The sequence below is a fragment of the Streptomyces sp. NBC_00122 genome, from assembly GCF_045160845.1.
Classification (GTDB): domain Bacteria; phylum Actinomycetota; class Actinomycetes; order Streptomycetales; family Streptomycetaceae; genus Streptomyces.
Map to the genome: position 1 here is coordinate 3,750,691 of NZ_CP108191.1, position 25,591 is coordinate 3,776,281.

A 25,591-nucleotide genomic window follows, 5' to 3' on the forward strand; every position below is an offset into this window, starting at 1 on the left:
CGGGACCGTTCAGACCATGATTGAGACTCGACCCCGAAAGAGGGATTGACGCACAGTGCTCGACGTCAACTTCTTCGACGAGCTGCGGATCGGCCTTGCCACCGCGGACGACATCCGAACCTGGTCCCACGGCGAGGTCAAGAAGCCGGAGACCATCAACTACCGCACCCTCAAGCCCGAGAAGGACGGACTCTTCTGCGAGAAGATCTTCGGTCCTACCCGGGACTGGGAGTGCTACTGCGGCAAGTACAAGCGTGTCCGCTTCAAGGGCATCATCTGTGAGCGTTGTGGCGTCGAGGTCACGCGCGCCAAGGTGCGCCGTGAGCGGATGGGCCACATCGAGCTTGCCGCTCCCGTCACCCACATCTGGTACTTCAAGGGCGTCCCGTCGCGCCTGGGCTACCTGCTGGACCTCGCGCCGAAGGACCTCGAGAAGGTCATCTACTTCGCCGCGTACATGATCACGTTCGTCGACGACGAGCGTCGCACCCGCGACCTCCCGTCGCTGGAGGCCCACGTCTCCGTCGAGCGTCAGCAGATCGAGAACCGCCGTGACGCGGACCTCGAAGGCCGTGCCAAGAAGCTCGAGACCGACCTGGCCGAGCTTGAGGCCGAGGGCGCGAAGGCCGACGTGCGCCGCAAGGTGCGCGAAGGTGCCGAGCGCGAGATGAAGCAGCTCCGTGACCGCGCCCAGCGCGAGATCGACCGCCTCGACGAGGTGTGGGCCCGCTTCAAGAACCTCAAGGTCCAGGACCTGGAGGGCGACGAGCTCCTGTACCGCGAGCTGCGTGACCGCTTCGGCACGTACTTCGACGGCTGCATGGGCGCCGCCGCGCTGCAGAAGCGCCTGGAGTCCTTCGACCTGGATGAGGAGGCCGAGCGCCTCCGCGAGATCATCCGTACCGGCAAGGGCCAGAAGAAGACCCGTGCGCTCAAGCGCCTCAAGGTCGTCTCCGCGTTCCTGCAGACCAGCAACAAGCCCAAGGGCATGGTTCTGGACTGCGTGCCGGTGATCCCGCCGGACCTGCGTCCGATGGTGCAGCTGGACGGCGGCCGCTTCGCGACCTCCGACCTGAACGACCTGTACCGCCGCGTGATCAACCGCAACAACCGTCTGAAGCGTCTCCTCGACCTCGGTGCCCCCGAGATCATCGTGAACAACGAGAAGCGCATGCTTCAGGAGGCCGTGGACGCCCTCTTCGACAACGGTCGTCGTGGTCGTCCGGTCACCGGTCCCGGTAACCGTCCCCTGAAGTCCCTCAGCGACATGCTGAAGGGCAAGCAGGGTCGATTCCGTCAGAACCTTCTCGGTAAGCGTGTGGACTACTCCGCGCGTTCCGTGATCGTCGTCGGTCCGCAGCTGAAGCTGCACCAGTGCGGTCTGCCCAAGGCCATGGCGCTGGAGCTCTTCAAGCCGTTCGTGATGAAGCGCCTGGTCGACCTGAACCACGCGCAGAACATCAAGAGCGCCAAGCGGATGGTCGAGCGCGGCCGCACGGTCGTCTACGACGTCCTCGAAGAGGTCATCGCCGAGCACCCGGTTCTGCTGAACCGTGCGCCCACGCTGCACCGCCTCGGCATCCAGGCCTTCGAGCCCCAGCTGGTCGAGGGCAAGGCCATCCAGATCCACCCGCTCGTCTGCACCGCGTTCAACGCGGACTTCGACGGTGACCAGATGGCCGTGCACCTGCCGCTCTCCGCGGAGGCGCAGGCCGAGGCCCGCATCCTGATGCTGTCCTCGAACAACATCCTGAAGCCCGCCGACGGCCGTCCGGTCACGATGCCGACCCAGGACATGGTCCTCGGTCTGTTCTTCCTGACCACCGACGGTGAGCTCCGTGACACCAAGGGCGAGGGCCGCGCGTTCGGCTCCACGGCCGAGGCGACCATGGCGTTCGACAACGGCGAGCTCGCGCTCCAGTCGGCCGTCGACATCCGCTTCCCGGTGGGCACCATCCCGCCGCGTGGCTGGGTGCCGCCGGTCGCCGAAGAGGGCGAGCAGGAGTTCCAGCAGGGCGACAGCTTCCGTCTGAAGACGACCCTGGGTCGCGCGCTCTTCAACGAGCTGCTTCCCGAGGACTACCCGTTCGTCGACTACTCGGTGGGCAAGAAGCAGCTCTCCGAGATCGTCAACGACCTGGCGGAGCGCTACCCCAAGGTCATCGTGGCGGCGACGCTCGACAACCTGAAGGCGGCCGGCTTCCACTGGGCGACCCGTTCGGGCGTCACCGTGGCCATCTCCGACGTCGTCGTGCCCGAGGCCAAGAAGGCCATCGTCGCGGGCTACGAGGCGATGGACGAGAAGGTCCAGAAGCAGTACGAGCGCGGTCTGATCACCAAGGACGAGCGCACGCAGGAGCTCATCGCGATCTGGACCAAGGCGACCAACGAGGTTGCCGAGGCGATGAACGCGAACTTCCCCAAGACGAACCCCATCTTCATGATGGTTGACTCGGGTGCCCGAGGAAACATGATGCAGATGCGACAGATCGCCGGTATGCGTGGTCTGGTGTCGAACGCGAAGAACGAGACCATCCCGCGTCCGATCAAGGCGTCCTTCCGTGAGGGCCTCACCGTTCTGGAGTACTTCATCTCCACGCACGGTGCCCGTAAGGGTCTGGCTGACACCGCCCTGCGTACCGCCGACTCGGGTTACCTGACCCGTCGTCTGGTGGACGTCTCGCAGGACGTGATCATCCGCGAGGAGGACTGTGGCACCGAGCGCGGTCTGAAGCTGAAGATCGCCGTTCGCGGCGAGGACGGCGTGCTGCGCAAGGCCGACGACGTCGAGACCTCGATCTACGCCCGCATGCTGGCCGAGGACGTCGTCATCGACGGCAAGGTCATCGCGCCGGCCAACGTCGACCTCGGTGACGTGCTCATCGACGCCCTGGTCGCCAACGGCGTCGAGGAGGTCAAGACCCGTTCGGTCCTGACCTGTGAGTCCGCGGTCGGCACCTGTGCCTTCTGCTACGGACGCTCGCTCGCCACCGGCAAGCTGGTCGACATCGGTGAGGCGGTCGGCATCATCGCCGCCCAGTCCATCGGTGAGCCCGGTACCCAGCTGACGATGCGTACCTTCCACACCGGTGGTGTGGCCGGTGACGACATCACGCAGGGTCTGCCGCGTGTCGTCGAGCTCTTCGAGGCCCGTACCCCGAAGGGTGTCGCCCCGATCTCCGAGGCCGCCGGCCGCGTGCGGATCGAGGAGACCGAGAAGACGAAGAAGATCGTCATCACGCCCGACGACGGCAGCGACGAGACGGCGTTCCCGATCTCGAAGCGCGCCAAGGTCATCGTGTCCGAGGGCGACCACGTCGAGGTGGGCCAGAAGCTCACCATGGGTGCCACCAACCCGCACGACGTGCTGCGCATCCTCGGCCAGCGTGCCGTCCAGGTCCACCTGGTCGGCGAAGTCCAGAAGGTCTACAACTCGCAGGGCGTGTCGATCCACGACAAGCACATCGAGATCATCATCCGGCAGATGCTGCGCCGCGTGACGATCATCGAGTCCGGCGACGCGGAGCTCCTGCCGGGCGAGCTGGTCGAGCGGTCGAAGTTCGAGACCGAGAACCGTCGTGTGGTCACCGAGGGCGGTCACCCCGCCTCCGGCCGTCCGCAGCTGATGGGTATCACCAAGGCCTCGCTCGCCACCGAGTCGTGGCTGTCGGCGGCGTCCTTCCAGGAGACGACCAGGGTTCTGACGGACGCGGCGATCAACGCCAAGTCCGACTCCCTGATCGGCCTCAAGGAGAACGTCATCATCGGTAAGCTCATCCCGGCCGGTACGGGCCTCGCCCGCTACCGCAACATCCGGGTGGAGCCCACCGAGGAGGCCAAGGCCGCGATGTACTCGGCCGTCGGCTACGACGACATCGACTACTCGCCCTTCGGCACCGGCTCCGGCCAGGCTGTCCCGCTGGAGGACTACGACTACGGCCCGTACAACGGCTGAGTCGAGCGCACGTAGTAACCGCAGGGCGGTCACCCGAGAGGGTGGCCGCCCTGCGGCGTGTTGTCGTCTCAGCGTGCGGGCTGCAGGTACGGCTGGAGGTGGTGCAGCCGGGTCCGGTGGTCGGGATGCGTGGAGAGCAGCCGGTCCAGGGTGCCGGGCTCGGTGAACGGCTTCCCGGTCTGGGCGAGGACGGCCTGCTTCGCCTGCTCCTCCTGGGCCATCACCCCGTGCAGCATCTGCGCGAGCATCGGCGCGAAGCCGAGCGCGGCGGCGTGCTCGTCGGCGCGCAGCTCGGCCCGCCGGCCCACCGCCGCCATCAGGTAGGGCATCACGAGCAGCAGCAGCGGGAGCCCGTAGGTGGCGGTGATCGTCAGGATGGTGAACAGGCCGACGAAGATGATCATGAATCCGGCGGCCAGGTAGGAGAAGAAGCTGGTGAACCGGATGACGAAGACGGTCACGGCCCGGATGACCTGCCAGGCGATCCGCCCGGGCAGGCCGTACCACCAGCCCAGCAGCCCGGACCAGGCGTGGCCGCCGGTGTGGTGGCCGAGCTCGTGGGCGAGTACGGCGGCGAGCTGGGACTTGGGCAGGTTCTCCAGGGCGAACCGGGTGACACCGACGATGTGGCCGGCGGCCGCGTACGCGTTCAGGTGGTCGGTGTCCTCGATCCACAGCTCGTAGCGGTCGCCGTCGACGCCGGCGCGGGCCGTGACCTCGCGCCACACCGGGGAGAGCGCGGCGAGCTCGTGGGCGAGCGGGCGCTGCAGGCGCAGCAGGTGGCGGGCGAAGAAGTCCTCGCTGGGGCGGTGGAAGACGAGGGCCCCGGAGGCGATCCAGAGCAGGGTGGGCAGCCAGTAGGGCAGGCCGGACACGGCCTCCAGGATGGTGGCGAGGAGCAGGACCACCATCAGGCTCATCAGGAACCCGGGGACGTGCAGGGCGAGCTGGCCGAAGGCGGTGGCGTCCGCGCTGCGCTGGTGGGCCTTGCGGTGGACTCGGGTGCCGGGGGCGTTCTGGTACTCCAGGTCGTCCAGCGGGGCCGCAGGGGCCGGCACCGGGGCCGGCTGGGCTGCGGGGGCGGGCTGGTACTGGGGGTAGGCGGGCTGCTGGGGCTGCTGGTACTGGGGGTACGCGGGCTGCTGGGGCTGTGGGTAGGCGGGAGCCTGGGGCGGAGCCGACTGGGGCTGCGGGTACGCGGGTGCCGGGGGCTGCTGCTGCGGGTACGACGGCGCCTGGGGCTGGGGCTGGGGCTGGGGGTACGCGGGTGCCTGCGGTTGCGGCTGCGGGTACGCGGGGGGCGGCGGGCTCTGCGGGTACTGGGGACCCTGCGGGTACTGGGGTTCGGGTGGCTGGTTCACGGTGAATCCTTCGTCGTATCGGGGACGTCAGCCGATGAGCAGGGCGGCGGGGAGCAGCACCGTGGCAGTGCAGAAGGCGAACAGGCCGGTCCTGATCCACTGGTGCTTGAGGGCGGTGATCCGGCTGTTCTCCGCGAGCGCCGCCATGAGCGAAGCGGCGGGGTCGCGGTCGGTGTCGGCGAGGGCCTCCGCGAGGCGGCCCTGGCGCACCGCCGAGCGGATGTCGCCGAAGTACGAGAGCGGGGAGCCCGGCCGCCACTCGGCCGAGCGGTACCGGGGCAGCACCGCCAGCAGCAGGGCGAGCAGGGCCACGGCGAGGGCGGCGGCGCCCGCCCACCACACGGCCGCGCCGGGTGCCGAGAGCGATTCCGGCCGCCAGCCGTTTCCGGCGAGCAGGGCGCTGATCACCCCGGCGGTCATCCCGAGGGCGCCGACCAGCACCGAGGCCTTGCTGTCGGCCCGGGCTATCTCACCGCGCAGGTCGGACAGGAGCCGGGTGGCGGCCTCGGCGCCGGGCGGAGGCGGGGCCGCGGTCACGGCTGCGGCCGCCCGTCGTCGGGCTGGGGCTGAGCCGGGGCCTCGGCCTGGGGCTGGAGTCCGGGTTCGGCCGTGGGGCCGGGCGGGGCCGGCGGCTGTACGGGAGCGGTCCCGTACCCGGGCGGCGGCTCCCACTGGGCGAAGGTCGGGGCCGGTCCGTACGGCGCGGGCGGCTGCGGCGCGGGCGGCTGCGGTGCGGCCGGTCCGTAGCCCTGTACCGGGACACCCTGGACGGGGACGCCCTGTACCGGCGCTCCGGGCGGGCCCGCGGGCGGCTGCGGGGGCGGGGGCGGGGCCGGGAGCCGGCCCGGATACGGCGGGGCCGGGTCGTGGGGGACACCGGGCAGGCGCTGGTTGAGGATGTCGTTCATGGCCCGCAGCGCCAGCTGCTTGGGTCCCTGCAACTCGTGCCGCTCGGCCCCGCCGTCCCCGAGCACCTGGCTGACCAGGCTCATCTGGTCCCGGATCATCTGGAGCTGGTCCTCGCGCATGGTCCGCATGACGAGGGCCGAGTCCTCGGGGTGCTGGGCCAGGTGGAGGGCCCACGCGTGCACCCCGCCCTGCTCCAGGTGGTACTGGTAGAAGGTGATCTTCTCGGCCTCGACCCGCTGCAGCTCCGCCTGCTGGCGGCTCAGCTCCAGGCGCTGCTGGTGCTCCCACTGCTGCTGCCGCAGGGCCAGCTCGTGCTGCTGCCCACCGTAGGCCAGCGCCCGCTCGGTGGTCAGCTCGTCCTGCTGGCGGGCCCGCTGGTCGAGCTGGACGTCGTAACGCATGCCGAGCTGCTCGGTGAGGATCTGCTCGTCGGTGCCGTGGTGGATGGCCTGCATGCGCAGCTGGTGGTCGATGTTCTCCTGGTCGCGCCGCAGCCGGACGGTCCAGGAGGTCTGGAGCCCGCACGTCCGGCCGAGCGGGCCGGCCGCGGGCAGCGCCCGCAGCAGTTCCCCTTCGGCCTCGGCGCTCCGGGCGATGGAGAAGCGCCGCGCGACCGGCCGGGCGGCCTGCTCCAGCTCGCCGAGCAGCAGCCGGGGCACGTCGCGGTGACGGCTCTCCACGAACCGGGCCGGGTCCGTCACCTGCCAGCTGATCTCCACGACCACGACGAACTGGAACGCGTCGTTGTCGCTGGGGAGCTCGATCTCCGCCCGGAAGTGGTGGACTCCCGTGTCCACCTCGTAGACCGCCGTGAAGCCGCGGGTGGAGCCGGGCCGCTGCGGCGGCAGGAAGGCGACGTACCCGCCCTTGGCGGTGGAGAAGACCAGGGCGTGGTCGATGCGGGTCTGCAGCTTGCGGAACACCTCGAACCGCCCGAGCTGCTGGACGGTGATCACCGGGTCGATCAGCTGGGTGTGCCGGTCGGCCGGCTGCTCCCAGTCGGGGTGGCGGCGGGGATCGGACATCGTGCGGCTTCTCCTCGGTTCAGTGGTTCGGCAGTACGGTCAGCAGGCGCTCGGCAGCGGGTAGCACCACCCCGTGGTTCCCCTCGCGCAGGAGGTGGAGCAGCCGCTCCCGCTCGGTGGCGCGGGTGACCAGGGCGGGCAGCAGGGCGGCGAGCGCCCATTCGGTGGCGTGGTCGCGGTCCGCGGCCACCACCCAGTCGTGCAGCAGGTCGAGGGCGTCCTGGTTGCGGATGCGGTCGAGGGCGGCCCGCCACAGCTCGGCGATCCCGCGGGCGGAGTGCGGCCGCCCGGTGACGGACCGGGCGTACCAGTCGAGGACCAGCGGGCGGCCGAAGGGCTCGTCGTCCTCGGTGTGCCGGCACGCGCGCAGGAAGCCGTCGAGGGCGAGGTCGACGGCGGCCCGGTCGTCGTCGCGCGTGCGCAGCACCTCGGCGAGGACCTCGTCGCGCGCGTCGGAGAGGAGCAGCAGCTCGAGGGACTGGGCGAGTTCGAGCAGCATCGCCGCGTCGTTCCCGTCGCGCCGGACGGCCACGCGCAGGGCCTCGACGGTCTCCACGGGCCGCTCGTCGCCGATCAGTCCGTGGACGCGGATGGCGGCCCAGCGCAGGCGCGCGTGGGCGTCCTCGTCGGCGCACCAGCGGTCGATGATCCGCGGGATGTTCGGGGTGCCGATGATGTGCGCGAGCGCGAGGGCGTTGACGGCGCCGATCCGCAGCCACGGGCGGTCGGACAGCGCCCATTCCTCGATGACCAGGGCCATCGCGGAGGGCAGGTCGTGCAGGGCGAGTACGGCGACGGTGGACGCGGCCCGGGTGCGTACGAAGGACCGCCCGTCGGCGGCGAGCAGCCGCAGCCAGCCGACCAGCGCGGGGCGGGCGGACGGATGGCCGGTCCACACCTCGCGGAGCAGGACCGCCGCGAGCCGGTCGTCCTGGAAGGCGGCCATCGACTGGGTGACCGGGCCCCACTCGGTCCGCTCCTCCTTCGGGTAGCGGATGGCGCGGGCCAGCTGGAGGCGCTTGGCGGGGTTGGTGCCGAAGACGGGGACGGCCGCGGGCACATCCGGGTGCTCGGTGCGCTGGAGGAGGCCGAACAGGAGGTCGCTGAGTTCGGCGGTGAGGGCGTACGGCCCCTTGTGGAAGGCGGCGAGGGCGACGAGGAAGGCCTTCTCCCGCAGGTGCAGCGTGCCGTCCGCGTCCTCGAACCACTCCTGGATCTGCTGCTCCAGAGCGGCCTGGGAGAAGGTCTCGATCTCCGACGCGTCGGATCCGTGGAGGGAGTGCCGGCCCAGTACCTCGGCGAACCGCGCGGCCTCGCGGAGCTGGTGGTGACCGCTGAGGAAGTCGGTGACGGCGGGCAGTGCGAGCAGCCGCCGTAACTCGCCCTCGTCGTCCACGTGGGCGCGCAGCGAGGAGTGCAGGACGGCCGTGGTGCCGGGAGGCTGCCAGGGGTGGCCCGAGACGCCCTCCAGATGGGTGTGCGGACCGGCGGTGATCACCAGGACGCCGTTCTCGCCGAGCTTGTCCCGGGCGGCCAGCAGATGCGTGTCGCGCAGGGGCTGGTCCCGCGTGGTGATCGGGTCGCACAGGACGTACCCGCGAGCCTCTCCGGCGGCGAGCCGGTCGGCCAGGTTCTCGGGGGACGTGCTCCGGTCCAGGGAGTGGACCGAAGCGGTGCCCAGGCGCCGCAGCAGCAGGAGCGCGGCGGTGCGCCGGCCCGTGAAGCGGGGGCCGGTGAGTACCAGGACGCGCTCCTTGCGGAGCTGCTCCAGCAGGTCCTGGAAGTTGCTGCCGTCCTCGGCGAACACCCTGTCGAGGCGTGTCAGCGTCCCTGTCGGGACCTCACCGGAGGTGTGCGTGGCGCCGCCGACCATCAGGTGGTTCACCGTGACGCCGCCGTGGAAGGTGCCGCCGCTGATGCCGTGGTTGACGCCGCCGAACTGCCCGCCGCCGACGCCGCCGCGCATCGCGTCGGGGATGCCGCGGAAGAGGTCGCGCCGGGCGTCGTAGGCGCTCTGGGGTGCTTCCTCCGCCGGAGCCGGCGCCGGCGCCGCGGCCTGGACCGCCGGCTCGGCCGGGGACTCCGCCTGGTCCGGGCCCTCGGCCGGTACCGGGGCGTCCGCCACCGGGGTGCTCATCGGCGGTCACCGCCGCCCAGCCGGATGTCGCCGTGGAAGGTGCCGCCGCTGATGCCGTGGTTGACGCCGCCGAACTGCCCGCCGCTGATCTGACTCGCCGGAGCCGGAGCCGGAGCCGGAGCCGGAGCCGGAGCCGGGGCCGCCGGGTCCGCCGGGGCCGGGGCGGCCGTGGCGACCCCGGCTGTCCCGGCCCCGGCTCCGGCTGTCCCGGCGCCGGAGTCCCCCTCAGGCTCCGGCGCCGGGCCCCCCGTCGGCAGTGGTCCGTACAGCCACGCGCCCAGCGGGCCGTTCTTGCTGGGCATGGTGACCGCTGTGAATTCGTCGGCCGGGATTCCGGTGTGGTGGTGCCGCACGATGCCGGCGTACACCGACTCCGAGACGCAGAGCGCGTAGTCGTCCGTACGCTCGCGCAGGGCTTCCTTCAGGGGTTCGCCGTCCAGCAGCCGGCAGGCGTGGTTGAGGTCCGTGCCCACCCAGCCGTCGAACTCGTCGACGGCGACGTACCCGGTCGCGAGCACGGCCCGCAGCCGGATCTGCGCCGAGCTGGCCGCCAGCCGGTTCACGGCGCGCAGCTGGGCGGGGACCTCGGTCAGCAGGGCGCGCAGCAGCGTCGTCAGCGGCGCGCTCGGGTCGATCATCTCCATGATCGCGTCACCACGGTCGGCGCGCAGTCGTAGCGTCTGGTCGATTCCGGCGGCCAGCAGGGTCCGGTCGACGACGTCGTAGAGCATCCGGCGCAGGAAGGCCTGCTGGACGTCGTCGCGGTCGCTGTAGCGCTCGGTGTCTACCAGGAGGATGGTGCGGGGGAGTGGGTCGCTCATGATCGCCTCTCGTGGTGGATCCCGGTGGATCCCTGCTGTGACAAGAGAGTGGGGCAGACGGGCGCTCCGCCGTGAGGGCGGATGACGCACCCGGAGTGTGACGCCCTGCACTGAAGGCGCGGTCGGTCCCGGGGCTGCCTAGGCCGGCGGCTGCGACTGGGCGATCCGGCGCAGTACGTCCGGCCGTACGATCACCAGCGCGCGGCGGCCGGTGATCACGACGCCGCGCTCGCGGAGCTCCTTGAGCTCCCGCTGGACCATCTCGCGGGAGGCTCCGACCGCCCCGGCGAGCTCCTCCTTGGTGAGCGGAACGGACAGCTCGACGCCGGCGGGGGCAGCGCGGCCGTGGGTCCTGGAGAGGTCCAGGAGCAGGACGGCGAGGCGCTCGCGCACGCTCAGCGAGGCGAACTCCAGGCGGCGCCGGTCGGCGGCGCGGGTGCGGTCGGAGGTGAGGGCGAGCAGCTGGAGGGCGACCGCGGGGAAGCCGGCGAGGAACGCGCGGAAGGCCTCGTGGTCGACGGCCACGGCCCGGACCGGCTCCAGTGCGGTCACGGTGGCGGAGCGGACGCGGCCGGTGAGGGCGGCGGACTCGCCGAGGATGTCGCCGGGCCCGCGCAGGGCGAGCAGCGCCTGGTAGCCGTTGGGTGCGGCGACGGTCACCTTGGTCCAGCCGTGCAGGACCAGCAGGATGTGCGTCGAGGGTTCGTTCTGGTGGATCAGGCGGTCGCGCGGTGCGAACGCCAGCTCACGGCCGAGCGCGCGTAACGCCGTACCGTCCTCGCTCTCCAGCCGGGCCAGGAAGGGGACCCGGTCGTCCAGCCCTCCGTCGCCCGGGAGGTTGTCCAAAGCCATGCGGCAGCCCCCGCCCCGATGCGTCAGAGCGGTCAATCTACTGACCGCGGGCCCCTCGCAGATCCGGAACCACTCGATTGAGTACGGACGGTCACGGACAGTGCCCGGGTCAGGCGTCGGCGCCCGCGCGGCGTCGGCGTGCGCCCGCCACCGTGACCGAGGCCAGGGCCAGGAGGGCGAGGGCGGCGCCGGCCAGGCCCGGGGTGAGGCCCTTGGGGGTGAAGGTGCAGGAGACCTTCTTCGTGCCGGGGGCCAGGGGCAGCGACACCAGGCCGTGGAAGTCGCGCACCGGGGCGGAGCACCGCCAGCCCGGGATGTCGGTCATCGCGAAGACCGCGGTGCCGGTGGCGCCGTCGGGAAGGGTGGCCTCGATGGTGTGGCCGCCCGCCTTCACGGCGGTGGCGCCGCCGGCGGTCAGCCGGGCGACCGCCGTGCCGAGGGCCGCGCGGTCCAGGCAACCCAGCGGGTGCTCCCCGGCGGTCGCGCCCTGCGTGCGGGTGTCCACGGTGACGTCGACCCGGCCCGAGGCGGGGACCTCGCCCAGCGGGATCACACCGGTCACCTGGTCCTCCACCTGCCGCTCGGCTCCCGCGGTGCGCAGGGTGCCGTACACCTCGGGGGAGTACCAGAAGGCCTCGGAGCCGGGGGTGCACTGCGCCGCGTACGTCTGCTCGGTGGCGCTGCCCCCGCGGGTGACCTGCGGGACCTGGTAGACGGTGGCGCCCAGGACGTTCTCCTGGCGGGCGTAGACGCTGCCCCCGGGGTTCGGCGAGGTGTAGGCGGCGGAGCGGACCGTGACCAGCGGGGGCGCGGGGAACTTCGAGCCCGTCCAGCTGCCCGGCGCGGCCCCGGGGCGGACCCGCGCGCCGATCGAGAAGATCGCGTCGAGCACCGGGTTGTCGGCGCCGAAGAAGGTCCGGCCGTCGTTCTTGAAGCCGTATCCCAGGGGCTCCAGTGCCCCGTACGTGGCCTCCGGGAGGTAGCTGCTGTAGTACTGCGGCCCCTCCGCGCGCAGGGCGAGAGCGTCGTTGTACGAGGTCTGCGGCGAGCCCGAGTCGGTCCGGTACGCGGGCCAGCCGTCCACCTGCCGGACGGCCTCGTAGTGGTCGCCGATCGACCGGTTCGAGGTGGCGGTCGGCTTCGCCCACCGCTCGCGGGACCGGCGGGCGTCCGCGCTCGCCGCGGCCACCGTGGACTCGGCGAAGACCACGCCGACCATGAGGACGGCCGCGACGGGGATCAGGTACCGGCGCTTGTCACCCAGCGCGAGCAGGACCAGGGCCAGCAGCGACACGGCCCCGCCCCCCAGCACCGCGGGCCAGGTCCAGCCGCCGAAGTCGTCGGTGTGCCGGAGCGCGAAGGTGGCCGCGACCAGCAGGCCGGCGGTGAGCGCGAGGTGCAGCGGGCGCGGCCGGGCGGCCAGCGCCAGCCAGGCCACGACGACCACCATGCCGCTGAAGACGAAGGCCTCGCGGTACGGATTGCCGTTGGGCACCGCCAGCCCGTGCCACACGTACTGCGTGGGCGGGAACTGGAACGAGGCGGCCACGAGCAGGATCGCGGCGGCCCACACCAGGCGGGTCCGCCTCGCGACGGCGGCGTTGAAGACGAAGGAGCCCGCCAGGATCAGGCCGAGCGAGGCGACGTAGAGCCGCGGGCGGCCGCCCCACAGGTGGGTGGCCGGGAGCATGCCGGCGAGGAAGAGCTCGATCCGGACCGGGTCGAAGGCGGCGGCCTGGGTGGGCTGCGCCGAGCCGCTGGACAAGAACGACGGCAGGAGGAGCGGCAGGGTGAGCGCCACCCCGGTCGCGGCGGCCGTCGACGCCCGCCACAGGGCGCGCAGCCTCCCCCGGACTCCGTCCGGGGGGACCCCCAGCCGGCCCGTCATGTCGCGGGTGATCAGGCGGACGGCCAGCAGGACGCATGCGGCCATCGTGGCCATCATCGCGGTGTAGAAGTTCCCGTACCAGGCGAGCGCGACCAGCAGGGCCGCGCCCGGCCAGCGGCGCTCCTCCAGGCACCACTCGACGGCGATGCCGAGCAGGGGGAGGGCGACCAGGCCCCACAGCCACATGGGGATGTACGAGGCGTCGCTGAGCGCCCAGCCGCACAGGCCGTAGCAGGCGCCGAGGACGCCGCGCTGCCACCACGGACCGGGGCGCAGCTTGCCGAGGTACACCGCCATCACGGCGGCCGCGGTGCCCATGGTGACCGGGGTGAGCGCGAAGACGGCCAGGTCGACGTGGGCGCGCGGGACCAGGACGGTCAGCCACGAGAAGGGGTTGCCGAGGTACGTGTAGTAGTCGGACAGGAACTGCTGTCCGAAGCCGCCGCGCCAGGTGAAGAGCACGTCACCGGCGGCCTGCCCGTGGACCAGGTCCCAGAGCGCGCGGTGGAAGGGCACGTACTGGTTGGCCTGGTCGTTGACGGCGCGGCCGGTGTTGCCGAAGGGGAAGGTGCCGCGCGCCACCCAGGCCGCGCAGAACGCCCCCGAGGTGATCAGGAAGGCGAGCAGGGGACCGTACAGCCGGGCACGGCGAGGACGGCGGCGCCGCGGGGCGGGCAGGTCCCGGCCGCCGTCGGGGCGCGGGCTGTGCGCCGTGGCCGGTTCCGAGGTGACCGTCCCCAATGTCCCGCTCCCCTGATGATCGTGCCGTTTGGGCTGAAGCGCTCGGCAGTTTAGTTCGCCGGGCCGCCACCGGGCCGCGTGCGGGCCTCGCGCCGGGCCTCGGGCATGTGCTCGTCCGGGACGATCGCTGCCCTCTTGAGGGGGGACTGACCTGGCCGTCCTTACCACGGCTCTACCACTTGTGCGAGTCGGCGGGGCCGCACGGGGGTGTCGCCCAGGCGGCGCACGGGTCGTGGCGGTCCCCCGGCTCCGGCGGCCGGGCTTTTGTTTTGACCGAAGTGGTTGAGGTGGGTACGCTCAGACCTTGTGCCTGGGGTGTGCCTGGGCTCCCGTGCGTGTCCATCAACCGCAGGAGAGCCCGTATCGGCCACCGCGATCCATGCGTTTCCGTGCTTGCGCGGAAGTCCGCCGGATCCGACACACCCGACCGCGTGGGTCGGCAAATGTTCCAGGTTAGCTTCACTACACGGCACACAGAAACCGGAGAAGTAGTGCCTACGATCCAGCAGCTGGTCCGTAAGGGCCGGCAGGACAAGGTCGAGAAGACAAAGACCCCCGCGCTTGAGGCCTCGCCCCAGCGTCGCGGCGTCTGCACGCGTGTGTTCACGACCACCCCGAAGAAGCCGAACTCGGCGCTGCGTAAGGTCGCGCGTGTGCGTCTGACCTCTGGCATCGAGGTCACCGCTTACATTCCGGGTGAGGGACACAACCTGCAGGAGCACTCGATCGTGCTCGTGCGTGGTGGCCGTGTGAAGGACCTGCCGGGTGTTCGTTACAAGATCATCCGCGGTGCGCTTGACACCCAGGCTGTCAAGAACCGCAAGCAGGCCCGCAGCCGCTACGGCGCCAAGAAGGAGAAGTAAGAATGCCTCGTAAGGGCCCCGCCCCGAAGCGCCCGGTCATCATCGACCCGGTCTACGCATCTCCTCTGGTGACCTCGCTCATCAACAAGATCCTCCTGAACGGCAAGCGCTCCACCGCCGAGCGCATCGTCTACGGCGCCATGGAAGGCCTCCGCGAGAAGACCGGCAACGACCCGGTCATCACGCTGAAGCGCGCGCTGGAGAACGTCAAGCCGTCCCTCGAGGTCAAGTCCCGCCGTGTCGGTGGCGCGACCTACCAGGTTCCGGTTGAGGTCAAGCCGGGCCGCCAGTCGACCCTCGCGCTGCGCTGGCTCGTGGGTTACTCCCGCGCCCGCCGCGAGAAGACCATGACCGAGCGCCTCATGAACGAGCTGCTCGACGCCTCGAACGGTCTTGGCGCTGCCGTCAAGAAGCGTGAGGACACGCACAAGATGGCCGAGTCCAACAAGGCCTTCGCGCACTACCGCTGGTAGTTCTAACCCACATCGAGACCGAGAGAAGACTGAGCCGATATGGCTACCACTTCGCTTGACCTGGCCAAGGTCCGCAACATCGGGATCATGGCCCACATCGACGCGGGCAAGACGACCACCACCGAGCGCATCCTGTTCTACACCGGTGTGTCTTACAAGATCGGTGAAGTCCACGACGGCGCTGCCACGATGGACTGGATGGAGCAGGAGCAGGAGCGCGGCATCACGATCACGTCCGCCGCGACGACCTGCCACTGGCCGCTCGAGGACGTCGACCACACCATCAACATCATCGACACCCCGGGTCACGTTGACTTCACGGTCGAGGTGGAGCGTTCGCTCCGCGTCCTTGACGGTGCCGTCACCGTGTTCGACGGTGTCGCCGGTGTGGAGCCGCAGTCCGAGACGGTCTGGCGTCAGGCCGACCGTTACGGCGTTCCGCGTATCTGCTTCGTCAACAAGCTGGACCGCACCGGCGCCGAGTTCCACCGCTGCGTCGACATGATCAAGGACCGCCTTGGCGCGGTTCCGATCGTCATGCAGCTCCCCATCGGTGCCGAGATGGACTTCCAGGGCGTTGTCGACCTGGTCACCATGAAGGCGTTCGTCTGGTCCGCCGAGGCGACCAAGGGCGAGATGTACGACATCGTCGACATCCCGGCCACGCACACCGAGGCTGCTGAAGAGTGGCGCGGCAAGCTGGTCGAGACCGTCGCCGAGAACGACGACGAGATCATGGAGCTGTTCCTGGAGGGCAACGAGCCCTCCGTCGAGCAGCTGCACGCCGCCGTCCGTCGCATCATCCTCGGCTCCGGCAAGGGCAAGGGCGAGCCCACGATCACCGCGGTGTTCTGTGGCACGGCGTTCAAGAACAAGGGTGTTCAGCCCCTGCTCGACGCCGTCGTCCGCTACCTGCCGTCGCCGCTGGACATCGAGGCCATCGAGGGCCACGACGTCCGCGACGCCGAGGTCGTCGTGAAGCGCAAGCCTTCCGACGAGGAGCCGCTCGCGGCGCTGGCGTTCAAGATCATGAGCGACCCGCACCTCGGCAAGCTCACCTTCGTCCGGGTTTACTCGGGCCGCCTGGAGGCCGGCACTGCGGTGCTGAACTCCGTCAAGGGCAAGAAGGAGCGCATCGGCAAGATCTACCGCATGCACGCCAACAAGCGTGAAGAGATCGCCGCGGTGGGCGCCGGTGACATCGTCGCCGTCATGGGCCTGAAGCAGACCACCACTGGTGAGACGCTGTGTGACGACAAGGCACCCGTGATCCTGGAGTCCATGGACTTCCCGGCTCCGGTCATCCAGGTCGCCATCGAGCCCAAGTCCAAGGGTGACCAGGAGAAGCTGGGTGTCGCCATCCAGCGTCTCGCGGAGGAGGACCCCTCCTTCCACGTTCACTCGGACGAGGAGACGGGCCAGACCATCCTCGGCGGTATGGGCGAGCTGCACCTCGAGGTGCTGGTCGACCGTATGAAGCGCGAGTTCAAGGTCGAGGCCAACGTCGGCAAGCCGCAGGTCGCGTACCGCGAGACGATCCGCAAGGCCGTCGAGCGTCACGACTACACCCACAAGAAGCAGACCGGTGGTACCGGTCAGTTCGCCAAGGTGCAGATCGCGATCGAGCCCATCACCGAGACCGACGGTCCGGCGTACGAGTTCGTGAACAAGGTCACCGGTGGCCGCGTGCCGAAGGAGTACATCCCTTCGGTCGACGCCGGTGCGCAGGAAGCCATGCAGTTCGGCATCCTGGCCGGCTACGAGATGACGGGCGTTCGCGTCACGCTTCTCGACGGTGGCTACCACGAGGTCGACTCCTCCGAGCTCGCGTTCAAGATCGCCGGTTCGCAGGCCTTCAAGGAGGCCGCGCGCAAGGCTTCTCCCGTGCTCCTTGAGCCGATGATGGCCGTCGAGGTCACCACGCCCGAGGACTACATGGGTGACGTCATCGGCGACATCAACTCCCGCCGTGGCCAGATCCAGGCCATGGAGGAGCGTCACGGCGCTCGCGTCGTGAAGGGCCTCGTGCCCCTTTCGGAGATGTTCGGCTACGTCGGAGACCTCCGCAGCAAGACCTCGGGTCGCGCCAGCTACTCGATGCAGTTCGACTCCTACGCCGAGGTTCCCCGGAACGTCGCCGAGGAGATCATCGCGAAGGCCAAGGGCGAGTAACTCTTCCGAGTTCACGCTTTAGGCTTGCCACCGGAGCCTCTGGGGCAACAGGAGTAAACCTCCCGTTGCCCCGGGGGAGCCGGCTATCCAGCAAAGATCACCTGGCGCCGATCTGTAAGGCGTACAGAACCACTCTCAGGAGGACCCCCGTGGCGAAGGCGAAGTTCGAGCGGACTAAGCCGCACGTCAACATCGGCACCATCGGTCACATTGACCACGGTAAGACGACCCTCACGGCCGCCATTACCAAGGTGCTGCACGACAAGTACCCGGACCTGAACGCGGCCTCGGCCTTCGATCAGATCGACAAGGCTCCTGAGGAGCGCCAGCGCGGTATCACCATCTCCATCGCGCACGTCGAGTACCAGACCGAGGCGCGTCACTACGCCCACGTCGACTGCCCGGGTCACGCGGACTACATCAAGAACATGATCACCGGTGCCGCGCAGATGGACGGCGCGATCCTCGTGGTCGCCGCCACCGACGGCCCGATGCCGCAGACCAAGGAGCACGTGCTCCTGGCCCGCCAGGTCGGCGTTCCGTACATCGTTGTCGCCCTGAACAAGGCCGACATGGTGGACGACGAGGAGATCCTGGAGCTCGTCGAGCTCGAGGTCCGCGAGCTGCTCTCCGAGTACGACTTCCCGGGCGACGACCTGCCGGTCGTCCGCGTCTCCGCGCTGAAGGCGCTCGAGGGCGACGCCGAGTGGGGCGAGAAGCTCATCGGCCTCATGGACGCTGTCGACGAGGCCATCCCGACCCCGCCGCGTGACACCGAGATGCCGTTCCTCATGCCCGTCGAGGACGTCTTCACGATCACCGGTCGCGGTACGGTCGTCACCGGCCGTATCGAGCGTGGTGTCCTGAAGGTCAACGAGACCGTCGACATCATCGGTATCAAGGAAGAGAAGACCACCACCACGGTCACCGGTATCGAGATGTTCCGCAAGCTGCTCGACGAGGGCCAGGCCGGCGAGAACGTCGGTCTGCTCCTCCGTGGCATCAAGCGCGAGGACGTCGAGCGCGGCCAGGTCATCATCAAGCCCGGTTCGGTCACCCCGCACACCGAGTTCGAGGCCCAGGCCTACATCCTGTCGAAGGACGAGGGTGGCCGTCACACCCCGTTCTTCAACAACTACCGTCCGCAGTTCTACTTCCGTACCACGGACGTCACGGGTGTCGTCACCCTGCCGGCCGGCACGGAGATGGTCATGCCGGGCGACAACACCGAGATGACGGTCGCGCTGATCCAGCCGGTCGCCATGGAGGAGGGCCTGAAGTTCGCCATCCGTGAGGGTGGTCGTACCGTGGGCGCCGGCCAGGTCACCAAGATCACGAAGTAATTCGTGTTCTGACCTGGTAGCTCGTTGAATCGGGCACCAAGTTGCACTGAAGGGCCCCGGCCCACCGCTTCGGCGGTGGGGCGGGGCCCTTCGGCGTAGCCGGGAGGCGACGGTGAACGACAGGAGGGCCGCACCCTTCCGGGTGCGGCCCTCCTGTCGTGACTGCGGCGGGTCAGCTCACGCGGAGCGACTCGGTGAATTCCTTGCAGGCCGCGTAGTCGGGCAGCAGCCCGGTCGCGATGGCGTCGGCCAGCGACGGGGCGGCCTCGTCGCGGGCGGACAGCAGCGGGACGTCGGCCGGCCACTCGATGGCCAGGTCGGCGTCGAGCGGGTGGACCGAGTGCTCGCCGGTCGGGTTGTAGGTCTCCGAGCACAGGTACGACAGCGTCGCGTCGTCGCTCAGCGCGCAGAACCCGTGGCCGAGGCCCTCGGGGATGTAGACCGCGCGGCGGTCCACGTCGTCCAGGCGGACGCCCTCCCACTTGCCGAACGTGGGGGAGCCGACCCGCAGGTCCACGATGACGTCGAGCACGGCGCCGCGTACGCAGGTCACGTACTTGGCCTGGCCGCGCGGCACGTCGGCGAAGTGGATGCCGCGGACCACGCCCGCGGAGGACACCGAGAGGTTCGCCTGTGCCAGGTTCAGCGGGTGGCCGACCACCTCGGCGAGCCGGTCGAAGCGGTACCACTCGGTGAACAGGCCGCGCGGGTCCCCGTGCAGCTGCGGGGTGACCTCGAAGGCGCCCTCGATGGAGAGTTCACGGAACTTCATCGGGCGTCCTCCTCGGCGAGCAGGGCCAGCAGGTAGTCGCCGTAACCGCTCTTGGTGAGCGGCTGGGCGAGCTCGCGCAGCTGCGCGGAATCGATCAGGCCGGCCCGCCAGGCCGCCTCCTCGATGCAGCCGATCTTGAAGCCCTGGCGCTCCTCGATCACGCGGACGAACTCGGAGGCCTGCACCATCGAGACGAACGTGCCGGTGTCCAGCCACGCGGTACCGCGGTCCAGGATCGTGACGTTGAGCTCGCCGGCCTGGAGGTACGCGTCGTTGACCGCGGTGATCTCCAGTTCGCCGCGGGCGCTGGGCTTCAGCCCGCGGGCTATCTCGACGACCTGGTTGTCGTAGAAGTACAGACCCGGCACCGCGTAGCGGGACTTGGGCGCGACCGGCTTCTCCTCGATGGAGATGGCCTGGCCGTTCTCGTCGAACTCCACCACGCCGTACGCCGTCGGGTCCGCCACCGGGTACGCGAAGACCCGGCCGCCCTTGGAGTCGGTGTGCTCGGCGAGCCGGGTGCCCAGGCCGCTGCCGTGGAAGATGTTGTCGCCGAGGATCAGCGCGACGGACTGGTCACCGATGAAGTCGGCGCCGAGGACGAATGCCTGGGCGATGCCCTCCGGGCGCTCCTGGACGGCGTACTCCAGCCGCAGGCCGAACTGCGAGCCGTCGCCGAGCAGTCGCTCGAACTGGTCGCGGTCCTCGGGGGTGGTGATGATCAGGATTTCACTGATACCCGCCATCACCAGGGTGGAGAGGGGGTAATAGATCATCGGCTTGTCGAAGACGGGCAGCAGCTGCTTCGAAACGGCCCGGGTCAACGGCCAGAGTCGCGATCCGGTGCCACCGGCCAAAAGGATTCCACGCATGGGTGAACCCTATGCGAGAGCGTGCGGGGGAGCCGAGCCAAGGGAATGTGACGTTCGGCGGGCCGCTAGACTCTTCGTATTATGCGCATCCTCGTGACCGGCGGCGCCGGCTTCATCGGTTCAGAATTCGTCCGCCAGCAGCTCGGCGCAGATGCCACCGCTCGGATCACGGTCTTCGACAAGCTGACCTACTCCGGTGTCGAGGCGAATCTGGCGCCGGTCGCGGACCACCCTGGATACACCTTCGTCAAGGGCGACATCTGCGACGCCGAGGCCGTCGACCAGGTGATGCCCGGTCATGACGTCGTCGTGCACTTCGCCGCCGAGTCCCACGTGGACCGCTCGATCGCCGGCGCCGGCCCCTTCGTGATGACCAACGTGGTCGGCACGCAGGTCCTGCTGGACTCCGCCCGCAAGCACGGCGTCGGCCGCTTCGTCCACATCTCCACCGACGAGGTCTACGGCTCGATCAGCGAGGGCTCCTGGACGGAGGAGTGGCCGCTGGTGCCGAACTCCCCGTACTCCGCCTCCAAGGCGTCGTCCGACCTGCTGGCGCTGGCCTACCACCGCACCCACGGCATGGACGTGGTGGTCACCCGCTGCTCCAACAACTACGGGCACTACCAGTTCCCGGAGAAGGTCATCCCGCTGTTCGTCTCCAACCTGATGGACGGCAAGAAGGTCCCGCTGTACGGCAACGGCGGCAACGTGCGCGACTGGCTGCACGTCTCCGACCACTGCCGCGGCATCGACCTGGCCATGCGCAAGGGCCGCGCGGGCGAGGTCTACAACATCGGCGGCGGTACCGAGCTCACCAACAAGGAGCTCACCGGCGTGCTGCTGGAGGCCGCGGGCCTCGGCTGGGAGATGGTCGAGCAGGTCGAGGACCGCAAGGGCCACGACCTCCGCTACTCCATCGACATCAGCAAGATCGGCGCCGAGCTGGGCTACGCCCCGCAGGTCACCTTCGAGGACGGCATCAAGGCCACCATCGACTGGTACCGCGAGAACCGTGCCTGGTGGGAGCCGCTGAAGGCGAAGGCGGCCCTGCAGAAGTGAGCACCAACTCGCCGGCCGAGCGCTGGCTCGTCACCGGCGCCGGCGGGATGCTCGGCCAGGACGTCCTGACCGTCCTCAAGCGCGCCAAGATCGAGGCCGTGGGCCTGAGCCGCGCCGACCTCGACATCACCGACCCGGCCGCCGTCCGGGCCGCGGTCGAGGGCGTCACCGTGGTCGTGAACTGCGCCGCCTGGACGGACGTGGACGGCGCCGAGACCGCCGAGGAGGCCGCCACCGCCGTCAACGGCACGGCCGTGCGCGTCCTCGCCGAGGCCTGCGCCGCCGCCCACGTGCGACTGATCCACGTCTCCACCGACTACGTGCTGCCGGGCGACGCCTCGGAGCCGTACCGCGAGGACGCCGAGACCGGTCCGGTCAACGCCTACGGCCGCTCCAAGCTGGTCGGCGAGCAGGCCGTGACCGAACTGCTGCCGCAGGACGGCTACGTGGTCCGCACCGCCTGGCTGTACGGCGAGCACGGGCCGAACTTCGTCGCCACCATGCTGAAGCTCGCCGCCCAGCGGGACACCCTCGACGTGGTCGACGACCAGCACGGCCAGCCCACTTGGTCCTACGCGCTGGCCCGCCACCTGGTCGAGCTCGGTCTGGCCGCGCTCAAGGGCTGGGCCATGGGCGGGATCTACCACGGCACCGCGAGCGGCCGGACCACCTGGATGGGACTGGCCCGCGAGACCTACCGGCTGAGCGGCCTGGACCCCGAGCGGATCCGGCCGACCACCTCCGAGGCGTTCGTGCGTCCCGCCGTCCGCCCCGCCTTCAGCGTGCTCGCGCACGACGCCTGGGACAAGGAGGCCGGAATGGCCCCGCTCCCCGACTGGCGGGACCAGCTGGCCGAGGCGCTCGCCACCCCCGGCTTCACCGCGCTCGCCAAAGCGGCCCGGGACGGCCGCACGGGATGAAAGCCCTGCTGAACAAGCTGACCGCGGCGCTGCCGCCGGGCACCGTCGCGGTGGCCGGCGGCACCGTCGTGCTCGGCGCGGCCTCCTACGTCCACCTGGGCGTGGCCGGCCACAGCCTGTCCAAGCCGGACATGGCCAACGTCTCGGTGCTGTGGACGATCGTGATGTCCATCGGCATCGGCGTCTTCTTCCCCATCGAGCAGGAGCTCACCCGGATCGTCTCGGCCCGCGTGGTGCTGGGCCAGGGCACCGCCCCGGTGCTCCGCCGGGCCACCGTGCTCACCGCGGGGATCCTCGGCGCGACCCTGCTCGTACTGGGCCTCGGCGCGGGCCCGATCGCGGACCTGCTGTTCCAGGGCGAGCGCGGCCTGGTGGCCGCGCTCGGCGGAGCCTTCACGGGCATGGCCGTCTGCTACCTCACCCGCGGTGTGCTGGCGGGCCTCGGCCACTTCGGCGCGTACGGCACCCAGCTCGCCGTCGACGGCGGTCTGCGGATCGTGCTCGCCTTCGGCTGCGCGCTGCTCGGGCTGCACTCGGCCCTCGCCTTCAGCCTGGTCCTGGCCATCGCGCCGGTCGCGGCGATGCTCGTCACCCTGCCGGCGCTGCTGCGCGCCGTCGGCCCCGGCGAACCGATCGCCTGGCGGGAGCTGTACCGCGGACTGGGCCTGCTCGTCTGCGCGACCCTGCTGTCCCAGCTGGTCGTCAACGCCGCGGTGATGAGCACCAAGCTGCTGGCGCCCACCGACAGCGCCCTGATCGCGGCCCTGCTGAGCGCGCTGGTCCTGGCGCGGGTGCCGCTCTTCGTCTTCGGCTCGCTCCAGGCGTCCCTGCTGAGCGGCCTCACCGCGGCCTTCACGGCCGGCGACCGGGCCGCGTTCTGGGCGATGCTGCGCCGGATCGGCGTGGTCGTCGGAGCTCTCGGGCTGCTGGGCGGCGTACCCGCCACGGTGCTCGGCCCCTGGCTGATCGAGGTGCTCTTCAACGCCAACGAGCCGGTGCTCGACCGCTTCGACTTCTTCCTGATGTCCGCGGGCACCGTGGCGTACATGTTCGCGATGGTGCTCGGACAGGCGCTCATGGTATTCAAGCGGCACAACCTGCAACTGCTCTGCTGGGCACTCGGCACCGGGGTCCTGCTGGGCATCACCTTGATTCCGGGCGATGTGGCCCTGCGCGTGATCGTCGCCTACGCTCTCGGCTCCGTCGCCACCGTGCTGGCTATGCTGGCAGCGCTGAGGCTGAGCTTCCCCGGAGCGGCTGCGGCAGTCACCGAAGGGCCCGGGCAGACGGCCGACACACGCGGCCCGGGCGTGAGCGCGGTCGGGAAATGACCATGCCGGCCCACGACGTCACACCGATCACCGAGCACTCGTTTGTGCCCCATTCCGCTGGAGCTACCGTGTCCCAATACGACGATGTCTGGCTGGTCATACCGGCCTATAACGAGGGCCAGGTGATCGCCGAGGTGGTCGAGGGGGCCCGCAAGACGTTCCCCAACATCGTCGTCGTCGACGACGGCAGCACGGACGACTCGGCCAAGCACATAGCCACGACCGGCGCCCACTTGGTGCGCCACCCCGTCAACCTCGGCCAGGGCGCGGCGCTGCAGACCGGTCTCACCTACGCGCTCGCCCAGTCCGGCGCCCAGTACTTCGCCACCTTCGACGCCGACGGCCAGCACCAGACCAAGGACGTCGAGACGATGGTCGCGGTGCTGCGCGGCGACGAGGCCGACGTCGTGCTCGGCTCCCGCTTCATCGAGCAGAACGGCCAGGTGCCGTGGATCAAGCAGGTGGTGCTGCGTACGGCCGCCGCGGTCAGCCCCACCGCCCGCAAGCTCAAGCTCACCGACTCGCACAACGGTCTGCGCGTGCTGAGCCGCAAGGCCGCGGAGCAGCTGAACATCACCATGAACGGCATGGCCCACGCGTCCGAGCTCGTCGGCTTCCTCGCCGGCTCCGGACTGCGGGTCACCGAGGTCCCGGTGGACATCCTCTACACCGATTACTCACGCGCCAAGGGCCAGTCCCTGATCAACGGCGTCAACATCCTTTTTGACATTTCGCTGCGGGAGCGTGGGCGTCGATGAAGTACTTCTGGATCCAGCTGCTGCTGATCCTCGGTTCGGTGTCCATGGCACTGATGTTCATCCGGACCTGGGGCCAGGCGAAGAACCGCGCCTGGAAGCGCATAGCGTTCTCGGTGTTCGTCGTCGTCAACGTGTACGCGGTGCTCCGCCCGACCGACGTCACCTGGGTCGCCCAGCAGCTCGGCGTCGGCCGAGGCACCGACCTGGTGCTCTACGTGATGGTGCTCGCGATGGGCTTCCTCACGCTCAACACCTTCCTGCGCTTCCGTTCGCTGGAGAAGAAGATCACCGACCTGGCCCGGACGGTGGCCATCAACGAAGGCGTCCGGCACAACGACGAGCGCCTGGGCGCGGAGGTCCCCGCCGCCAAGGCCGACGCCGATGCCGACTCCGACTCCGTGAAGGCCTGACGCGCCATGGCGACGTTCGACTTCATGCTCCCCTACTACGGGGACGTGCAGCTGATGCAGGACGCCGTGCGCAGCGTCCTCGCGCAGACCGACCGGGACTTCCGGCTCGTCGTGATCGACGACGGCAAGGAGCCGGACGTTCCCGGCTGGTTCGAGCAGCTCGGCGACGAGCGGGTCCACTACACCCGCAACGAGCGGAACCTCGGCATCACCAAGAACTTCCAGAAGTGCGTGGAGCTGTCCGAGGCCGACTACGTGGTCATCATGGGCTGCGACGACCTCCTGCACCCGCACTACCTGGAGACCGTCCGCTCGGTCATCGGCGCCCACCCCGGCATCGGCATGGTCCAGCCCGGCGTCGAGGTCATCGATGGCGAAGGCCGCGTGATGCAGGGCGGCCTCGCGGACAACACCAAGAAGCGGCTGTACGCGCCGCAGGTGAAGGGCCGCCGGCTGATGGCCGGTGAGGATCTGGCCGCCAGCGTGCTGCGCGGCAACTGGCTGTACTTCCCCTCCATCGCCTGGCGCGGCGAGGCGCTGCGCAAGGTGAACTTCCGCGACGACTACTCGGTGATCCAGGACCTGGCGCTCGTGGTCGACCTGCTGGAGGGCGGCGAGGAGATGGTGATCGACCACTCGACCACGGTCTTCCAGTACCGCCGGCACGCCGTCAGCGAGTCGTCGGTGCAGGCCTTCTCGGGCACCCGCTTCACCGAGGCCGCGCGGTACTTCGCCGCGGTCGCCGCACGCATGGACGCCCGCGGCTGGCCCAAGGCGGCCCGCGCGGCCCGTTTCCACAGCGCATCCCGCCTGCACGCGCTCACCATGCTCCCCGGCGCCCTGCGCCGCGGACACCGGGAAGGCGCACGCACCCTGGCGAAGCACGCCTTCACCTCCGGCCAGAACTGAGCCGATCCGCACACCACGAA

20 protein-coding genes are annotated in these 25,591 nt (G+C 70.0%); 11 read left to right on the forward strand and 9 right to left on the reverse strand.

Going from position 1 to position 25,591, the window contains the following annotated elements; translation table 11 throughout:
* Window positions 1-55: 55 nt before the first annotated feature.
* On the forward strand, window positions 56-3,955 hold the full coding sequence (locus OG737_RS17860) for a DNA-directed RNA polymerase subunit beta' (RefSeq protein ID WP_405678961.1): 3,900 nt from the start codon (window positions 56-58) through the stop codon (window positions 3,953-3,955).
* Window positions 3,956-4,023: 68 nt separating this feature from the next.
* Here OG737_RS17860 and OG737_RS17865 read toward each other — a convergent pair whose 3' ends face one another.
* From OG737_RS17865 to OG737_RS17895, 7 genes are all read right to left on the reverse strand, one after another.
* Window positions 4,024-5,316: a M48 family metalloprotease gene (locus tag OG737_RS17865; protein WP_328927143.1), complete on the reverse strand. Its 1,293-nt coding sequence runs from the start codon at window positions 5,314-5,316 to the stop codon at window positions 4,024-4,026.
* A 27-nt stretch (window positions 5,317-5,343) separates the two neighbouring features.
* Entirely contained in the window at window positions 5,344-5,736 is a 393-nt protein-coding gene (locus OG737_RS17870; RefSeq protein ID WP_405922430.1) for a Pycsar system effector family protein, read from the reverse strand.
* Between the two features lie 113 nt (window positions 5,737-5,849).
* Window positions 5,850-7,250 carry a hypothetical protein gene (locus OG737_RS17875; RefSeq protein ID WP_405921755.1) on the reverse strand — a complete coding sequence of 467 codons (1,401 nt, stop codon included), beginning with the start codon at window positions 7,248-7,250 and terminating at the stop codon, window positions 5,850-5,852.
* 19 nt (window positions 7,251-7,269) lie between these two features.
* Window positions 7,270-9,387, reverse strand: a complete 2,118-nt coding sequence (locus tag OG737_RS17880; RefSeq protein WP_405678959.1) for a hypothetical protein — start codon at window positions 9,385-9,387, stop codon at window positions 7,270-7,272.
* Window positions 9,384-10,208 (reverse strand): hypothetical protein, encoded by an 825-nt coding sequence (locus OG737_RS17885; RefSeq protein WP_405921756.1) that lies wholly within the window; start codon window positions 10,206-10,208, stop codon window positions 9,384-9,386. Before OG737_RS17885 ends, OG737_RS17880 begins: the two co-directional genes overlap by 4 nt.
* 138 nt (window positions 10,209-10,346) lie before the next feature.
* Window positions 10,347-11,060, reverse strand: coding sequence for a Crp/Fnr family transcriptional regulator (locus OG737_RS17890; protein ID WP_405678955.1), 714 nt, complete (start codon window positions 11,058-11,060; stop codon window positions 10,347-10,349).
* 109 nt (window positions 11,061-11,169) lie between these two features.
* Window positions 11,170-13,689 (reverse strand): YfhO family protein, encoded by a 2,520-nt coding sequence (locus tag OG737_RS17895; protein ID WP_405678953.1) that lies wholly within the window; start codon window positions 13,687-13,689, stop codon window positions 11,170-11,172.
* Between the two features lie 491 nt (window positions 13,690-14,180).
* On the opposite strand from OG737_RS17895, the gene rpsL reads away from it, so the two are divergent.
* The 4 genes from rpsL (at window position 14,181) to tuf (ending at window position 18,540) form a co-directional block, all read left to right on the forward strand.
* Window positions 14,181-14,552 (forward strand): 30S ribosomal protein S12, encoded by a 372-nt coding sequence (rpsL, locus tag OG737_RS17900; RefSeq protein ID WP_007265893.1) that lies wholly within the window; start codon window positions 14,181-14,183, stop codon window positions 14,550-14,552.
* Window positions 14,553-14,554: 2 nt separating this feature from the next.
* Window positions 14,555-15,025 (forward strand): 30S ribosomal protein S7, encoded by a 471-nt coding sequence (gene rpsG, locus OG737_RS17905; protein ID WP_007265894.1) that lies wholly within the window; start codon window positions 14,555-14,557, stop codon window positions 15,023-15,025.
* Window positions 15,026-15,064: 39 nt separating this feature from the next.
* A complete protein-coding gene (gene fusA / locus OG737_RS17910; protein WP_328927150.1) occupies window positions 15,065-17,197 on the forward strand; it encodes an elongation factor G in 2,133 nt (710 codons plus the stop codon).
* A 149-nt stretch (window positions 17,198-17,346) separates the two neighbouring features.
* Window positions 17,347-18,540: an elongation factor Tu gene (gene tuf / locus OG737_RS17915; protein ID WP_328927151.1), complete on the forward strand. Its 1,194-nt coding sequence runs from the start codon at window positions 17,347-17,349 to the stop codon at window positions 18,538-18,540.
* A 172-nt stretch (window positions 18,541-18,712) separates the two neighbouring features.
* Here the strand turns inward: tuf and rfbC are convergent, their stop codons facing one another.
* Both rfbC and rfbA read right to left on the reverse strand, forming a co-directional pair.
* Complete coding sequence (rfbC, locus tag OG737_RS17920) at window positions 18,713-19,312, reverse strand: dTDP-4-dehydrorhamnose 3,5-epimerase (protein ID WP_328927152.1); 600 nt, start codon at window positions 19,310-19,312, stop codon at window positions 18,713-18,715.
* A complete protein-coding gene (gene rfbA, locus OG737_RS17925; RefSeq protein WP_328927153.1) occupies window positions 19,309-20,184 on the reverse strand; it encodes a glucose-1-phosphate thymidylyltransferase RfbA in 876 nt (291 codons plus the stop codon). The genes rfbC and rfbA overlap by 4 nt, the downstream gene beginning before the upstream one ends.
* Window positions 20,185-20,265: 81 nt before the next feature.
* On the opposite strand from rfbA, the gene rfbB reads away from it, so the two are divergent.
* The 6 genes from rfbB to OG737_RS17955 all read left to right on the forward strand — a co-directional run bounded on the left by rfbB (window position 20,266) and on the right by OG737_RS17955 (window position 25,571).
* Window positions 20,266-21,243: a dTDP-glucose 4,6-dehydratase gene (gene rfbB / locus OG737_RS17930; protein WP_328927154.1), complete on the forward strand. Its 978-nt coding sequence runs from the start codon at window positions 20,266-20,268 to the stop codon at window positions 21,241-21,243.
* Window positions 21,244-21,290: 47 nt separating this feature from the next.
* Complete coding sequence (gene rfbD / locus OG737_RS17935) at window positions 21,291-22,163, forward strand: dTDP-4-dehydrorhamnose reductase (protein ID WP_328930379.1); 873 nt, start codon at window positions 21,291-21,293, stop codon at window positions 22,161-22,163.
* The gene (locus OG737_RS17940) at window positions 22,160-23,494 is read left to right on the forward strand and encodes a hypothetical protein (protein ID WP_328927155.1); all 1,335 of its coding nucleotides are present in this window, start codon (window positions 22,160-22,162) and stop codon (window positions 23,492-23,494) included. Before rfbD ends, OG737_RS17940 begins: the two co-directional genes overlap by 4 nt.
* A gap of 68 nt (window positions 23,495-23,562) precedes the next feature.
* Window positions 23,563-24,252: a glycosyltransferase family 2 protein gene (locus OG737_RS17945; protein WP_328927156.1), complete on the forward strand. Its 690-nt coding sequence runs from the start codon at window positions 23,563-23,565 to the stop codon at window positions 24,250-24,252.
* A complete protein-coding gene (locus OG737_RS17950) occupies window positions 24,249-24,662 on the forward strand; it encodes a DUF2304 domain-containing protein (protein ID WP_328927157.1) in 414 nt (137 codons plus the stop codon). Before OG737_RS17945 ends, OG737_RS17950 begins: the two co-directional genes overlap by 4 nt.
* Before the next feature lie 6 nt (window positions 24,663-24,668).
* Window positions 24,669-25,571 (forward strand): glycosyltransferase family 2 protein, encoded by a 903-nt coding sequence (locus OG737_RS17955; protein ID WP_328927158.1) that lies wholly within the window; start codon window positions 24,669-24,671, stop codon window positions 25,569-25,571.
* Window positions 25,572-25,591: the final 20 nt, after the last annotated feature.

What these genes read in the sequence shown, in the direction of transcription:
- OG737_RS17870 (WP_405922430.1), bottom strand. Translation starts at nt 5,736, where the DNA reads ATGACCGCCGGGGTGATCAGCGCCCTGCTCGCCGGAAACGGCTGGCGG.
- OG737_RS17875 (WP_405921755.1), bottom strand. Translation starts at nt 7,250, where the DNA reads ATGTCCGATCCCCGCCGCCACCCCGACTGGGAGCAGCCGGCCGACCGG.
- OG737_RS17880 (WP_405678959.1), bottom strand. Translation starts at nt 9,387, where the DNA reads ATGAGCACCCCGGTGGCGGACGCCCCGGTACCGGCCGAGGGCCCGGAC.
- OG737_RS17885 (WP_405921756.1), bottom strand. Translation starts at nt 10,208, where the DNA reads ATGAGCGACCCACTCCCCCGCACCATCCTCCTGGTAGACACCGAGCGC.
- OG737_RS17890 (WP_405678955.1), bottom strand. Translation starts at nt 11,060, where the DNA reads ATGGCTTTGGACAACCTCCCGGGCGACGGAGGGCTGGACGACCGGGTC.
- rpsG (WP_007265894.1), top strand. Translation starts at nt 14,555, where the DNA reads ATGCCTCGTAAGGGCCCCGCCCCGAAGCGCCCGGTCATCATCGACCCG.
- fusA (WP_328927150.1), top strand. Translation starts at nt 15,065, where the DNA reads ATGGCTACCACTTCGCTTGACCTGGCCAAGGTCCGCAACATCGGGATC.
- rfbC (WP_328927152.1), bottom strand. Translation starts at nt 19,312, where the DNA reads ATGAAGTTCCGTGAACTCTCCATCGAGGGCGCCTTCGAGGTCACCCCG.
- rfbA (WP_328927153.1), bottom strand. Translation starts at nt 20,184, where the DNA reads ATGCGTGGAATCCTTTTGGCCGGTGGCACCGGATCGCGACTCTGGCCG.
- rfbB (WP_328927154.1), top strand. Translation starts at nt 20,266, where the DNA reads ATGCGCATCCTCGTGACCGGCGGCGCCGGCTTCATCGGTTCAGAATTC.
- rfbD (WP_328930379.1), top strand. Translation starts at nt 21,291, where the DNA reads ATGCTCGGCCAGGACGTCCTGACCGTCCTCAAGCGCGCCAAGATCGAG.
- OG737_RS17940 (WP_328927155.1), top strand. Translation starts at nt 22,160, where the DNA reads ATGAAAGCCCTGCTGAACAAGCTGACCGCGGCGCTGCCGCCGGGCACC.
- OG737_RS17950 (WP_328927157.1), top strand. Translation starts at nt 24,249, where the DNA reads ATGAAGTACTTCTGGATCCAGCTGCTGCTGATCCTCGGTTCGGTGTCC.
- OG737_RS17955 (WP_328927158.1), top strand. Translation starts at nt 24,669, where the DNA reads ATGGCGACGTTCGACTTCATGCTCCCCTACTACGGGGACGTGCAGCTG.